The sequence below is a fragment of the Enterobacter sp. BNK-8 genome (assembly GCF_048685095.1).
GTDB lineage: Bacteria > Pseudomonadota > Gammaproteobacteria > Enterobacterales > Enterobacteriaceae > Enterobacter > Enterobacter quasiroggenkampii.
In genome coordinates, this window is record NZ_JBLQTN010000001.1 from 3,792,765 (window position 1) to 3,807,038 (window position 14,274).

The 14,274-nt window shown below is 59.1% G+C and carries 10 protein-coding genes; 7 read left to right on the top strand and 3 right to left on the bottom strand.

Features of this window, described 5'->3' with window-relative positions; genetic code table 11:
* Positions 1-17: 17 nt before the first annotated feature.
* Positions 18-1,634: an autoinducer-2 kinase gene (gene lsrK / locus ACMGGU_RS18335; protein ID WP_196352785.1), complete on the top strand. Its 1,617-nt coding sequence runs from the start codon at positions 18-20 to the stop codon at positions 1,632-1,634.
* 175 nt (positions 1,635-1,809) lie between these two features.
* Positions 1,810-3,831, top strand: a complete 2,022-nt coding sequence (locus ACMGGU_RS18340) for an FAD-dependent oxidoreductase (protein ID WP_420300828.1) — start codon at positions 1,810-1,812, stop codon at positions 3,829-3,831.
* A gap of 90 nt (positions 3,832-3,921) precedes the next feature.
* Here ACMGGU_RS18340 and rlmG read toward each other — a convergent pair whose 3' ends face one another.
* Positions 3,922-5,058, bottom strand: a complete 1,137-nt coding sequence (gene rlmG / locus ACMGGU_RS18345; protein ID WP_420300829.1) for a 23S rRNA (guanine(1835)-N(2))-methyltransferase RlmG — start codon at positions 5,056-5,058, stop codon at positions 3,922-3,924.
* Positions 5,059-5,141: 83 nt separating this feature from the next.
* On the opposite strand from rlmG, the gene ACMGGU_RS18350 reads away from it, so the two are divergent.
* The 4 genes from ACMGGU_RS18350 to sstT all read left to right on the top strand — a co-directional run bounded on the left by ACMGGU_RS18350 (position 5,142) and on the right by sstT (position 9,428).
* A complete protein-coding gene (locus ACMGGU_RS18350; protein WP_024906411.1) occupies positions 5,142-5,645 on the top strand; it encodes a YgjP-like metallopeptidase domain-containing protein in 504 nt (167 codons plus the stop codon).
* Between the two features lie 70 nt (positions 5,646-5,715).
* Positions 5,716-6,714: a Gfo/Idh/MocA family protein gene (locus ACMGGU_RS18355; RefSeq protein WP_045910061.1), complete on the top strand. Its 999-nt coding sequence runs from the start codon at positions 5,716-5,718 to the stop codon at positions 6,712-6,714.
* 251 nt (positions 6,715-6,965) lie between these two features.
* Positions 6,966-7,931, top strand: coding sequence for a TerC family protein (locus ACMGGU_RS18360; protein WP_021242367.1), 966 nt, complete (start codon positions 6,966-6,968; stop codon positions 7,929-7,931).
* Positions 7,932-8,186: 255 nt separating this feature from the next.
* On the top strand, positions 8,187-9,428 hold the full coding sequence (gene sstT / locus ACMGGU_RS18365) for a serine/threonine transporter SstT (RefSeq protein WP_048028904.1): 1,242 nt from the start codon (positions 8,187-8,189) through the stop codon (positions 9,426-9,428).
* 86 nt (positions 9,429-9,514) lie between these two features.
* On the opposite strand, the gene ACMGGU_RS18370 is transcribed toward sstT, so the two are convergent.
* Together ACMGGU_RS18370 and uxaC are read right to left on the bottom strand one after the other, a co-directional pair.
* Positions 9,515-11,002 (bottom strand): UxaA family hydrolase, encoded by a 1,488-nt coding sequence (locus tag ACMGGU_RS18370; protein ID WP_420300830.1) that lies wholly within the window; start codon positions 11,000-11,002, stop codon positions 9,515-9,517.
* A gap of 17 nt (positions 11,003-11,019) precedes the next feature.
* Positions 11,020-12,432, bottom strand: a complete 1,413-nt coding sequence (gene uxaC / locus ACMGGU_RS18375; protein ID WP_334761303.1) for a glucuronate isomerase — start codon at positions 12,430-12,432, stop codon at positions 11,020-11,022.
* 476 nt (positions 12,433-12,908) lie between these two features.
* Between uxaC and ACMGGU_RS18380 the strand changes: the two genes are divergently transcribed.
* Entirely contained in the window at positions 12,909-14,207 is a 1,299-nt protein-coding gene (locus ACMGGU_RS18380) for an MFS transporter (RefSeq protein WP_045910065.1), read from the top strand.
* Positions 14,208-14,274 lie beyond the last annotated feature (67 nt).

Here is a 14,274-nt window from a genome sequence, read left to right on the forward strand (position 1 = left end):
AACAGCGAGGCAAGCTCATGAGTTACCTTTTAGCGTTAGATGCAGGGACCGGCAGCGTTCGCGCCGTGATTTTCGATTTGCAGGGCAACCAGATTGCCGTCGGCCAGGCCGAGTGGAAGCACCTGAGCGTGGAGAACGTGCCGGGCTCGATGGAGTTCGACCTCGACACCAACTGGCGGCTGGCCTGCCAGTGCATTCATCAGGCGCTGACGCGCGCGAATCTGGGCGCGGCGGATATTCAGTCCGTCGCCTGCTGCTCCATGCGCGAAGGGATAGTGCTTTACGACCGCAACGGCGAGGCCATCTGGGCCTGCGCCAACGTTGACGCCCGCGCCAGCCGCGAGGTGGCCGAACTCAAAGAGATCCACGACAACCATTTTGAATCCGAAGTGTATGACGTCTCCGGCCAGACGCTGGCGCTGAGCGCGATGCCGCGCCTGCTGTGGCTGGCACACCATCGTCCGGATATTTACCGCAGCGCCGCCACCATCACCATGATCAGCGACTGGCTGGCAGCGAAGCTTTCCGGCGAGCTGGCGGTCGACCCGTCTAACGCGGGCACCACCGGCATGCTGGATCTCTTCTCCCGCGACTGGCGTCCGGCGCTGCTGGACATGGCCGGGCTGCGCGCCGATATTCTCTCCCCGGTAAAAGAGACCGGCACCGTGCTGGGCGCTATCACCCGAGAGGCCGCACAGCAAAGCGGCCTGCGCGAAGGCACGCCGGTCGTCATGGGCGGCGGCGACGTGCAGCTGGGCTGTCTGGGTCTGGGGGTAGTCCGCGCCGGACAAACGGCGGTGCTGGGCGGGACCTTCTGGCAGCAGGTGGTGAACCTGCCGCAGGTGCGCACCGACCCTGGCATGAACATTCGGGTGAATCCGCACGTGATTCCCGGCATGGCGCAGGCAGAGTCGATCAGCTTCTTTACCGGGCTGACCATGCGCTGGTTCCGCGACGCATTCTGCGCCGAGGAAAAGCTTATTGCCGAGCGGATGGGGATGGACACCTATTCTCTGCTGGAAGAGATGGCCAGCCGGGTGCCGGCGGGCTCCCACGGGGTGATGCCAATCTTCTCCGACGCCATGCATTTTAAGCAGTGGTACCACGCCGCGCCGTCGTTTATTAACCTCTCCATCGACCCGGAAAAATGCAATAAAGCGACGCTGTTCCGCGCCCTGGAGGAGAACGCGGCGATCGTCTCGGCCTGTAACCTGGCGCAGATTTCCCACTTCTCCGGCGTGACGTTTGAAAGCCTGGTCTTTGCGGGCGGGGGCTCGAAAGGTGCGCTGTGGAGTCAGATTTTAAGCGACGTCACCGGCCTGCCGGTGCGCGTGCCGGAGGTCAAAGAGGCTACGGCACTGGGCTGCGCCATTGCGGCAGGCGTTGGCGCGGGGCTGTTTGCAGATATGGCCTCGACGGGCGAGCGGCTGGTGAAATGGAGCCGCGAATTCACGCCAAACCCGGTACATCGCGAACTGTACGACGGCATGATGCAGAAATGGCAGGCGGTATATGCAGACCAGCTCGGGCTGGTGGACAGCGGGCTGACGACGTCGATGTGGCAGGCGCCGGGGTTAGTAAAAACCCATCCCCCTCTCTCCATAGGGGAGAGGGAAAAAACCAGATCGAGCTGATTCTTTAAGGCCGCACCGGCCAGTCCCCTCTCCCCGCCGGGGAGAGGGTTAGGGTGAGGGGAAGTTCTTTGAGATCTATCACAATCATTCGATCCCGCTTTTACCTTTCCGCTGCCGCTGGCTAAATTAGTAACTCATCCGACCACATAACAATAATTTTACACTGGAAGAGACTATGAGCCGCTACCCGTCGTTATTCGCCCCCCTCGATCTGGGGTTCACCACACTCAAAAACCGCGTGTTGATGGGCTCGATGCACACCGGGCTGGAGGAGCATCCGGACGGGGCCGAGCGTCTGGCAGCCTTCTATGCCGAACGCGCCCGCCATGGGGTAGCGCTGGTCGTCACCGGCGGCGTGGCCCCTGCCCCTTCCGGCGTCGGCATGGAGGGCGGCGCGGTGCTGAACGATGCGTCACAGCTGCCGCACCACCGCATTGTGACCGACGCGGTACACAACGAGGGCGGTAAAATCGCCCTGCAAATTCTGCACACCGGACGCTACAGCTATCAGCCGAATCTGGTCGCGCCATCAGCCATTCAGGCGCCAATTAACCGCTTCACTCCGCATGCCCTGAGCCACGACGAGATCCTGGCGCTGATTGACGACTTCGCCCGCTGCGCCGCGCTGGCGCGTGAAGCGGGCTACGACGGCGTTGAGGTGATGGGGTCTGAAGGCTATCTGATTAACGAGTTTCTGGCCGCCCGCACCAACCAGCGCGACGACGAATGGGGCGGCGACTATGCCCGCCGGATGCGCTTTGCTGTAGAAGTCGTGCGCGCCGTGCGCGAACGTGCGGGCGCGGATTTTATTATCATCTTCCGCCTGTCGATGCTCGACCTGGTGGAGGGCGGCGGCACGTTTGACGAAACCGTGCAGCTGGCGCAGGAGATAGAAGCCGCGGGGGCCACCATTATCAACACCGGCATCGGCTGGCACGAGGCGCGCATTCCGACCATCGCCACGCCGGTGCCGCGCGCGGCGTTCAGCTGGGTGACGCGCAGGCTGAAAGGGAAAGTGTCTGTTCCGCTGGTCACCACCAACCGCATTAACGATCCGCAGGTGGCGGACGATGTGATTTCACGCGGCGATGCCGACATGGTCTCGATGGCGCGCCCGTTCCTGGCCGATGCCGAGCTGCTGTCCAAAGCGCAAAGCGGCCGTGCGGATGAGATCAACACCTGCATCGGCTGTAATCAGGCGTGCCTGGATCAGATCTTCGTCGGGAAAGTGACCTCCTGCCTCGTCAACCCGCGCGCCTGCCACGAAACCAAAATGCCGGTGATCCCGGCGACAGCGAAAAAACGCCTGGCGGTTGTCGGCGCAGGGCCTGCGGGCCTGGCGTTTGCGGTCAATGCCGCCTCGCGCGGCCACAGCGTGACGCTGTTTGATGCGCTGGGGGAGATTGGCGGGCAGTTTAATATCGCCAAACAGATCCCCGGCAAAGAGGAGTTCTACGAAACGCTGCGCTACTACCGCCGGATGATCGAGCTGACGGGCGTCGAGCTGCGGCTTAACCAGTTTGTCCACGCGGCGGATCTGACTGATTTCGATGAGGTGATCCTGGCGAGCGGGATCGTACCGCGCACGCCTGCGATCGAGGGTATCGATCATCCAAAAGTGCTGAGCTATCTCGACGTGCTGCGTGACAAAGTACCGGTTGGCGAGAAGGTGGCGATTATCGGCTGCGGTGGGATCGGCTTTGATACCGCTATGTATTTGAGCCAGCCGGGCGAGGCGACCAGCCAGAACATTGCTGAGTTTTGCGTCGAATGGGGCATTGATACCAGCCTCAGCCAGTCCGGCGGCCTGCGCCCCGAAGGGCCGCAGCTGCCAAAAAGCCCGCGCCAGATCGTGATGCTGCAGCGTAAAGCCAGCAAGCCGGGCGAAGGGCTGGGCAAAACCACCGGCTGGATCCACCGCGCAACCCTGCTCTCACGCGGGGTGAAGATGATCCCAGCGGTCAGCTATCAGAAGATCGACGACGAGGGTCTGCACGTCACGATCGGCGGCGAGCCGCAGCTGCTGCGCGTGGATCATGTCATTTTATGTGCCGGGCAGGAGCCAAAGCGCGATCTGGCGGATCCGCTGCGCGAGGCCGGTAAAACGGTGCATCTGATTGGCGGGTGTGACGTGGCGATGGAGCTGGATGCGCGGCGCGCGATTGCGCAGGGGACGAAATTAGCTCTGATGATCTAGAACATTGCCGGGCGGCGCTGCGCTTGCCCGGCCTACGGGTTCGAGGCCATTGTAGGCCCGGTAAGCGAAGCGCCACCGGGCAAAACAATCTTAACGACGACGTCCCAGCTTCACCGACTTCAGCACCACAAACTTATTGTTCGTCGCAATGGTGACGCAGTTCCCGAAAATCTTCTTCAACTTGTGGAAGTAGTCCAGGTGGCGGTTCGCCACGATGTACAGCTCGCCGTTGATTTTCAGGCAGCGGCGCGCGTGGTGGAACATCTCCCACGCAACGTTATCCGTCAGGGCGTGCTTCTGGTGGAACGGCGGGTTGCAGAACACGGCGTTGAAGCGGAACGGCTCTACCCCCGACAGCGCGTTGTTGATCATAAACTCGCAGCGGTCCAGCGCGTCCGGCAGGTTGGTTTCTACGTTCAGACGGCTGGAGGCCACCGCCATCGACGACTCGTCACTGAACACCACGCTTGCTTCCGGGTTCTTCGCCAGCAGCGTCAGGCCAATCACGCCGTTGCCGCAGCCAAGATCGACAATCTCACCTTCCAGATTTTCCGGCAAATGTTCCATAAAGAAGCGCGCGCCGATATCCAGACCGGTGCGGGAGAAGACGTTCGCGTGGTTATGGATGGTCCAGTCGGTCCCTTCCAGCGTCCAGCTCAGCGTTTCTGGCGCGTCGGCCAGCTCAGGGGCGGCGAACGTGCAGTTGATCAGGCGCGCTTTTTTCCAGGCCAGCGTGGTGGTGGTCGGGCCAAGGACTTTCTCGAACAGCTCCAGCGTCGAAGTATGAATATCGCGCGCTTTGGCACCCGCGATGATGCGGGTTTCTGGCGTGACGACCTTACGCAACGCGCGCAGCTGCTGCTCCAGCAGCGCCATGGTTTTTGGCACTTTGATCAGCACCACGCCCGGCGCCTGCGGGTAGTCTGCGGTGCTGTCGAGGAACTTCACGCTGGACTCTTCGATGTCGTTATGGCGAAGGTTTTCACGCGTCGCCAGCTCGCTCAGGTAGGAGTCGCCGATACTGTACGGCGTGTGTTCCGCCAGCGCACAGCCCAGGGCGCCAAACGCGTCATTCAGGATCAAAACCGGGCCGCGGATTTCAGTGTCATCCAACTGCTGCAGCAGATATTCATCCGCCGCTTCCCACGCCTGAAGCGGGTTAACGTCGTCCGTCTCCGGGAAACGTTTAAGGTTGAGTGAACGGAAACCGTTGTCTAAGTGGCTCATCGGCCCTCCTGAATGGTAAAATTTGGCGTATCCCTGAAAAGGGTGCGTGAGTATACCCGTTTTATTGTCGATTTGGGGCGTTGATGAACCAACTTACTTATCTCCAGGGCTACCCGGAGCATTTACTGACTCAGGTTCGCAGCCTGATTGCCGAGCAGAAGCTGGGCGCGGTGCTGGAAAAACGCTACCCCGGCACCCACGATTTCGCGACCGATAAGGCCCTCTGGCAGTATACGCAGGATCTGAAAAACCGGTATCTGAAGAGCGCCCCGCCGATCAACAAGGTGATGTACGACAATAAGATCCACGTGCTGAAAAACGCGCTCGGCCTGCACACCGCCGTCTCTCGCGTGCAGGGCGGTAAGCTGAAGGCGAAGGCCGAAATCCGCGTCGCGACGGTTTTCCGCAACGCGCCGGAAGCCTTTCTGCGGATGATCGTCGTCCATGAGCTGGCACACCTGAAAGAGAAAGAGCACGACAAAGCGTTCTATTCCCTGTGCTGCCACATGGAGCCGCAGTACCACCAGCTGGAGTTTGATACCCGTCTGTGGCTTACGCATTTATCGTTAAAAGGTAATGCGGAATAGCGCACGCGAATTGTCATGATGACGTGCTACAGTGGCTAAAGGTTCCCCGCTACGGAGTACGTAAACGTTTATGATACGTTTCGCAGTCATTGGAACGAACTGGATCACGCGCCAGTTCGTCGACGCCGCCCACGAAACCGGCAAACTGAAACTTACCGCAGTCTATTCCCGCAGCCTTGAGCAGGCGCAGAGTTTTGCCAACGATTACCTCGTCGAGCATCTCTTCACCTCGCTTGATGAGATGGCGCAAAGCGACGCCATTGACGCGGTCTATATCGCCAGCCCGAACTCCCTGCACTTCCCGCAAACGAAGCTATTCCTCAGCCATAAAAAGCATGTGATTTGCGAGAAGCCGCTGGCGTCGAACATCGATGAAGTCGAAGCCGCCATTGCGCTTGCCCGCGAAAACCAGGTGGTGCTGTTCGAAGCCTTCAAAACCGCCAGCCTGCCGAACTTCCTGCTGCTGCAGCAGTCCCTGCCGAAGGTGGGCAAAGTGCGCAAAGCGTTTATCAACTACTGCCAGTACTCGTCGCGCTACCAGCGCTATCTCGACGGCGAGAACCCGAACACCTTTAATCCGGCCTTCTCTAACGGCTCGATTATGGATATCGGTTTCTATTGCCTGGCCTCTGCCGTGGCCCTGTGGGGCGAGCCGCACGGCGTCACGGCCACCGCCAGCCTGCTGGAGAGTGGCGTGGATGCGCACGGTGTCGCGGTGCTGGATTACGGTGATTTCAGCGTGACGCTGCAGCACTCCAAGGTGAGCGACTCTGTCCTGCCGAGCGAAATTCAGGGCGAAGCGGGCTCGCTGGTCATCGAGAAGATCTCCGAGTGCCAGAAGGTGAGCTTTGTGCCGCGCGGCGGCAAAGCTCAGGAGCTGACGCAGCCTCAGCATATTAACACTATGCTCTATGAGGCAGAGGTCTTCGCCCGTCTGGTGGAAGACAACGAAGTGAATCACCCAGGCCTTGCGGTGAGCCGCACCACGGCGAAGCTGCAAACGGAGATCCGCCGTCAGACCGGCGTGGTATTCCCGGCAGACGGCGTGAGCGCGGAAGTTATCGCGTAAAGCTGTGTAATGAAACGGCGCAGACCATTGACGAAACCAATGGTCTGACATATTTTGTTACCTGCAAAGGGGAGTAACTTCTTCGTCGGTGGATCGTCATTACGATGCGTGCAATACCGCATCCGGTCGCCGGGCAACCCTCGTGGTTGTAAGTGAGACCTTGCCGGAAGGCGAGGTCTATGCATAAAAAGCTAACGGCTATCGTCTTCTGACCATGGCCGTTTTTGTTTTTTATGTGTAAGGAAAATAGTATGCATTCTGTCGGCACTCCCATGTTGTGGGGCGGATTCGCGGTTGTCGTGCTCATCATGCTGGCGATCGACCTCTTTTTACAGGGGCGTCGCGGCGCGCACGGCATGACCATGAAACAGGCTGCGGCCTGGTCGCTGGTGTGGGTCACCCTCTCCCTGCTCTTCTGTGCCGCCTTCTGGTGGTATCTGGCCTCGACCGAAGGCCGTGCGGTGGCCGATCCTCAGGCCCTCGCCTTCCTCACTGGCTATCTGATTGAAAAAGCCCTGGCGGTCGATAACGTCTTCGTCTGGCTGATGCTGTTCAGCTACTTCGCCGTACCTGCGGCCCTGCAGCGCCGCGTGCTGGTCTACGGCGTGCTGGGCGCGATTATCCTGCGTACCATCATGATTTTCGCCGGCAGCTGGCTGATTACTCAGTTCGAATGGCTGCTGTACGTCTTCGGCGCGTTCCTGCTGTTCACCGGGGTCAAAATGGCGCTGGCGAAAGAGGACGGCTCTGCGATAGGCGATCGCCCGCTGGTGAAGTGGATCCGCGGCCATCTGCGCATGACCGACAAGATCGAGAGCGAGCACTTCTTCGTACGCAAGAACGGCCTGCTGTTTGCCACCCCGCTGCTGCTGGTGCTGATCCTGGTTGAGCTGAGCGACGTGATTTTCGCCGTGGACAGCATTCCGGCCATTTTTGCGGTGACCACCGACCCGTTCATCGTCCTGACCTCTAACCTGTTCGCCATCCTCGGCCTGCGCGCCATGTACTTCCTGCTGGCAGGCGCGGCGGAGCGCTTCTCAATGTTGAAGTACGGCCTGTCGGTGATCCTGGTGTTTATCGGTATCAAAATGCTGATCGTCGATTTCTACCATATCCCGATCGCCATTTCGCTCGGCGTGGTGTTTGGCATTCTGATCGTGACGCTGATTATCAATACCTGGGTTAACCGCCAGCACGATAAGAAGCAACAGGCTTAGTGCGTTTTGCCCGGTGGCGCTGTGCTTACCGGGCCTACAACGACACCTCGTGGGCCGGGTAAGCGCAGCGCCACCCGGCATTTTCGTTAATCAATAGTTAAAAAACATGACGCAACACGTAAAATCCAGCATTTTACGCTTCCCTCCGCAGACGCTTTCCCTATACTCGACCAGGCAAACATTTACTTACATCCGGACATAAATGTGACTAAGAGCACATCCGGGATGGAACGCAATTTCACTTAAGGAACACTCATGACGACAACCTCATCGGGCCTGCTTGCGCGCCTGTCGCGCGGCAGCCTTGTTAAGCAAATACTGGTTGGACTGGTGCTAGGCGTCGCGCTGGCACTGATCTCAAAACCTGCCGCCGAGGCCACTGGCCTGCTCGGCACACTGTTCGTCGGCGCACTAAAAGCGGTCGCGCCGGTTCTGGTTTTGACGCTGGTGATGGCCTCAATCGCCAACCACCAGCAGGGGCAGAAAACCAATATTCGCCCGATTCTGTGGATGTATCTGCTGGGGACGTTCTCGGCTGCGCTGACGGCGGTTGTCGTGAGCTTTATCTTCCCGTCCACGCTGCAACTGACCACCGGCGCGACCGACATTACGCCGCCCGCGGGTATTGTTGAGGTGATGCACGGCCTGCTGATGAGCATTGTCGCCAACCCGATCCATGCGCTGATTAACGCGAACTACATCGGGATTCTGGTATGGGCCGTCGGTCTGGGCTTCGCTCTGCGCCACAGCAACGACACGACCAAAAACCTGGTTAACGATCTTTCTCACGCCGTAACCTTTATCGTGACGGTGGTCATCCGCTTTGCGCCGATTGGTATTTTTGGCCTCGTGGCATCCACGCTGGCAACCACCGGTTTCGGCGCACTCTGGGGCTATGCGCAGCTGCTGCTGGTGCTGATTGGCTGTATGGCTGTCGTGGCACTGGTGATTAATCCGCTGCTGGTGTTTCTGCAGACACGTCGTAACCCGTACCCCCTGGTGCTGATGTGCCTGCGCGAAAGCGGCGTGACCGCCTTCTTCACCCGCAGCTCGGCGGCAAACATTCCGGTCAACATGTCCCTGTGTGAGAAGCTGAATCTGGACCGCGATACCTACTCCGTATCCATTCCGCTGGGTGCGACCGTCAATATGGCGGGAGCGGCCATCACCATCACGGTGCTGACGCTGGCCGCGGTGCATACGCTGGGTATTCCGGTGGATCTGCCAACCGCGCTGCTGCTGAGCGTGGTAGCCTCGCTGTGTGCCTGCGGCGCATCCGGCGTGGCGGGCGGTTCCCTGCTGCTGATCCCGCTGGCATGTAATATGTTCGGCATCCCGAACGAGATCGCCATGCAGGTGGTTGCGGTAGGCTTTATCATCGGCGTGCTGCAGGATTCCTGCGAAACCGCGATCAACTCCTCCACCGACGTGATGTTTACCGCCGCCGTGTGCCAGGCGGAAGACGCGCGTTTAGCGAAGAACGCCCTGCGCAGTTAAAAAGAAAAGCCCGGTGGCGGCTACGCCTTACCGGGCCTACAGGGTTTAGTAGATCGGGTAAGCGCTAGCGCCACCCGACAAAGTACTTAAAGCGTCACACCACTCTTAAAGATCGCCAGCTCGCGGAAATCGTTCTTCTCGTTGCAGGTCTGCCTGCCGTTGGCAAATTCCACAATCGCGTCCACGAATTCCGTCAGCAGCTGCGGCATCGCCTTGCCGTGGATAAGCTGCCCGGCATCGAAGTCGATCCAGTGCTTTTTCTTCGCCGCCAGCTCGCTGTTGGTGGCGATTTTCACCGTCGGCACAAAACCGCCGTACGGCGTGCCGCGACCGGTGCTGAACAGCACCATATGGCAGCCAGCTCCCGCCAGCGCGCTGGTGGCGACAGCATCGTTACCCGGCGCGCTCAGCAGGTTCAGACCGTGCGTTTTCAGGCGCTCGCCGTAACGCAGAACGTCAACCACCTGGCTCGCACCCGCTTTCTGGGTGCAGCCGAGAGATTTCTCTTCCAGCGTGGTGATCCCACCCGCTTTATTACCCGGAGACGGGTTCTCATAAATGGGCTGATTGTGGGCAATGAAGTACTGTTTGAAGTCGTTCACCATGGTGACGGTTTTTTCAAACGTCTCCTCGTCGCGGCAGTGGCTCATCAGAATACGTTCCGCGCCGAACATCTCCGGCACCTCGGTCAACACCGTCGTGCCGCCGTTAGCGATCACATAGTCCGAGAAGCGACCCAGCATCGGGTTGGCGGTGATACCGGACAGGCCGTCAGACCCGCCGCACTCCAGCCCAAACTTCAGCTCGCTCAGTTTGCCCGGCTCGCGCTTGTCATGGCGCATCACGTTATACAACTGGTGAAGCTGCTCAACGCCCACCTCCACTTCGTCATCCTGGTGCTGACACACCATAAAATGCACGCGTTCAGGGTCAAACTCGCCCAGCGTGTCACGGAAGGCATCAACCTGGTTGTTCTCGCAGCCCAGGCCAATCACCAGCACCGCGCCCGCGTTCGGGTGACGCACCATGTTTTGCAGCATGGTGCGGGTGTTAATGTGGTCATCCCCCAACTGGGAGCAGCCGTAGGTGTGGCTGAACAGATGCACGCCGTCGGTACCTTCGGCATCGTGGGTCTCTTTCAGGAAGCGCGTCTGGATCTGACGCGCAATCCCGTTCACGCAGCCGACGGTCGGGAGGATCCACAGCTCGTTGCGGATCCCCACGTCGCCGCTGGCGCGGCGGTAGATCTGCACGTCACGATCCGCCGCCTGCTCGTGTTCCCCAGGTAAATCAGGTTGATAGCTGTACTCGTCCAGATCGCTCAGATTGGTGCGGGTATTATGGGAATGAAGATGTTCACCCGGCACGATATCCGCCAGCGCATGCCCAATCGGAAGACCGTACTTAATGACGTTGTCCCCTTTCGCGAGAGGCTTCACGGCAAACTTGTGTCCGCGTGCAATCGCCTGACGCAGGGTGACGCTCTGGTTATCAACGGTCACCACGTCGCCTTCAGCGAGATCCGTCAGCGCGACGGCCACGTTATCCAGCGAATGGATTTTGATGTATTGCATATCAACCTCAAACGGCCTTAGTTCAGTTCAATGCCGAAGTAGTCACGCGCATTGTTAAAGCAGATGTTTCTCACCATGTCGCCCAGCAGCTGGATATCCGCCGGCGCTTCGCCTGCGTGCACCCAGCGGCCAATCATCTGGCACAGAATGCGGCGGAAATATTCATGACGGGTATAGGACAGGAAGCTGCGGCTGTCGGTCAGCATGCCGACAAAGCGGCTCAACAGACCAAGCTGCGCCAGCTGCGTCATCTGACGCTCCATGCCGTCTTTCTGATCGTTGAACCACCAGCCGGAACCGAACTGCATCTTGCCCGGCATCCCTTCGCCCTGGAAGTTGCCCACCATGGTGCCCAGCACTTCGTTATCGCGCGGGTTCAGGCAGTAGAGAATGGTTTTCGGCAGCAGGTTTTGCTCATTCTGTTTGCTCAGCAGTTTTGACAGCTCTTCCGCCAGCGGACGGTCGTTGATGGAGTCAAAGCCCACGTCCGCACCAATCAGTTTGAACTGGCGCTGATTGTTATTGCGCAGCGCACCGATGTGGTACTGCTGTACCCAGCCGCGACGCGCGTATTCCGCGCCGAGGAACACCAGTACCGCCGTTTTGAACTGCGCCACTTCGTGCTCGCTAAGCGATTCACCGGACAGGCGACGCGCCAGAATGCTGTCCAGCTCGGCCTCGTTTGATTCCGCGAACAGCACGACGTCCAGCGCGTGGTCAGAGACTTTACAGCCATGCGCCGCGAAGTGATCCAGACGTTTGGTCAGCGCGGTTTGCAGATCGGTGAAACGACGGATGTCGGTATCGGACACTTCCGCCAGCTTCGCCATGTAGTCGTTAAACGTGGCCTGCTCAATGTTGAAGGCTTTGTCCGGGCGCCAGCTTGGCAGCACTTTGATATCAAAAGAAGTGTCTTTGGCGACAACGGCATGATGCTCCAGGGAGTCGATTGGATCGTCGGTGGTGCCCACCATCTTCACGTTCATCTGCTTCATGATGCCGCGCGCGGAGAAGTTATCCTGCGCCAGCAGCGCATTGCACCGCTCCCAGATTTCATCAGCGGTCGTTGGGGAGAGCAGTTTGCCGGTGATGCCAAACGGGCGACGCAGCTCAAGGTGCGTCCAGTGGTAGAGCGGGTTACCGATGGTGTGCGGGACGGTCGCCGCCCAGGCATCAAACTTCTCGCGGTCGGTAGCGTCACCGGTACACAGGCGTTCCGCCACGCCGTTGGTGCGCATGGCGCGCCATTTGTAGTGGTCACCCTTCAGCCAGATATCATACAGGTTTTTGAAACGATAATTTTCGGCAACCTGCTGCGGCGGCAGATGGCAGTGGTAGTCGAAAATTGGCTGGTCTTTTGCGTAGTCGTGGTACAGGCGGCGAGCAAATTCGGTATCTAACAGAAAATCGTCGGTCATAAACGGCGTCATTATCGTCTTCCTCATTACGGGAGCGTCAGAAAGCGTATGTTCATATGCTGCAAAGTTATCACACCAATTTCCAGCCACCGAAGCTTTTTTCGTGAGTGAGATCAATAAACGCTAACAAATAAATTACCCTCTAAGGCGTAAACCCTTCTACAGACCGCGCCATTACTGGCTTTGCGCGCAGCGATTAATGTCCCTACAAAGAATCATACATTTGTGATGTCACTCACCTTTTAAAGTTGTATGACAAGTTATCTTTTCGCCGTCGCAAACGCTAAGCCGACGGAATGCATTACCGGTGTGAGAGGCATCGGGTTTAACGGTACGGATACCGACTTATGCACGCTTACTTATGGCAAGGTTCGGGCCGTTCCGGGACATGCTTCCGGCTACGCCCCTCCCGTTACACAACTGCTCCCGGAAACGGTTGAGAAGTTGCCGTGCTCTGGCGCGGACATAACATAACGATGAGGTTTTAGATGCGTAAAATTAAAGGGTTACGTTGGTATATGATCGCACTGGTGACGTTAGGCACCGTGCTGGGCTACCTGACACGTAACACCGTGGCAGCCGCAGCGCCGACGTTAATGGAAGAGCTGCATATCTCCACACAGCAATACTCCTACATTATTGCCGCCTATTCCGCGGCGTATACCATCATGCAGCCAGTTGCAGGCTATGTGCTGGATATCCTCGGTACCAAAATCGGTTATGCCTTCTTCGCCATCGCCTGGGCGGTGTTCTGCGGAGCCACCGCGCTGGCGGGAAGCTGGGGCGGCCTGGCGCTGGCGCGCGGTGCGGTCGGTGCGGCAGAAGCTGCGATGATCCCGGCGGGCCTGAAAGCCAGCTCCGAGTGGTTCCCGGCAAAAGAGCGCTCTATCGCTGTTGGCTACTTCAACGTGGGCTCGTCCATCGGGGCAATGATTGCGCCACCGCTGGTGGTGTGGGCTATCGTGATGCACAGCTGGCAGATGGCCTTCATCATCTCCGGCGTGCTGAGCTTCGCCTGGGCAATCGCGTGGCTGGTTTTCTATAAGCACCCGCGCGATCAGAAAAAACTCTCCGAAGAAGAACGCGAGTACATCATTGGTGGTCAGGAAGCACAGCATCAGACCAACAACGGCAAGAAAATGACCGTCTGGCAGATCCTGGGCACCCGGCAGTTCTGGGGTATCGCCCTGCCGCGCTTCCTGGCAGAACCGGCCTGGGGGACCTTTAACGCGTGGATCCCGCTGTTCATGTTTAAAGTCTACGGCTTTAACCTGAAAGAGATCGCGATGTTCGCCTGGATGCCCATGCTGTTCGCTGACCTGGGCTGTATCGTGGGCGGCTACCTGCCACCGCTGTTCCAGCGCTGGTTTGGGGTGAACCTGATTGTTTCCCGTAAGATGGTAGTCACCATGGGCGCCCTGCTGATGATTGGCCCGGGCATGATCGGCCTGTTCACCAGCCCGTACGTCGCGATTGCCCTGCTGTGCATCGGTGGCTTTGCGCACCAGTCCCTGTCCGGCGCGCTGATTACGCTCTCGTCTGACGTCTTTGGTCGTAACGAAGTGGCCACCGCCAACGGCCTGACCGGGATGGCCGCCTGGACCGCGAGTACGATGTTTGCGCTGGTCGTCGGCGCGCTGGCAGATACCATCGGCTTCAGCCCGCTGTTCGCCGTGCTGGCTATCTTCGACCTGCTGGGCGCGGTGGTGATCTGGACGGTGCTGAAGAGCAAATCGGCAGAGGAGCTGGCGAAAGAGTCGCTCGGGAAACCGGCGACGCAGAGTTAGCAACCATTTTTCCGCCGGGTGGCGCTACGCTTACCCGGCCTACAAAACCCGTAGGCCCGTGCAAGCG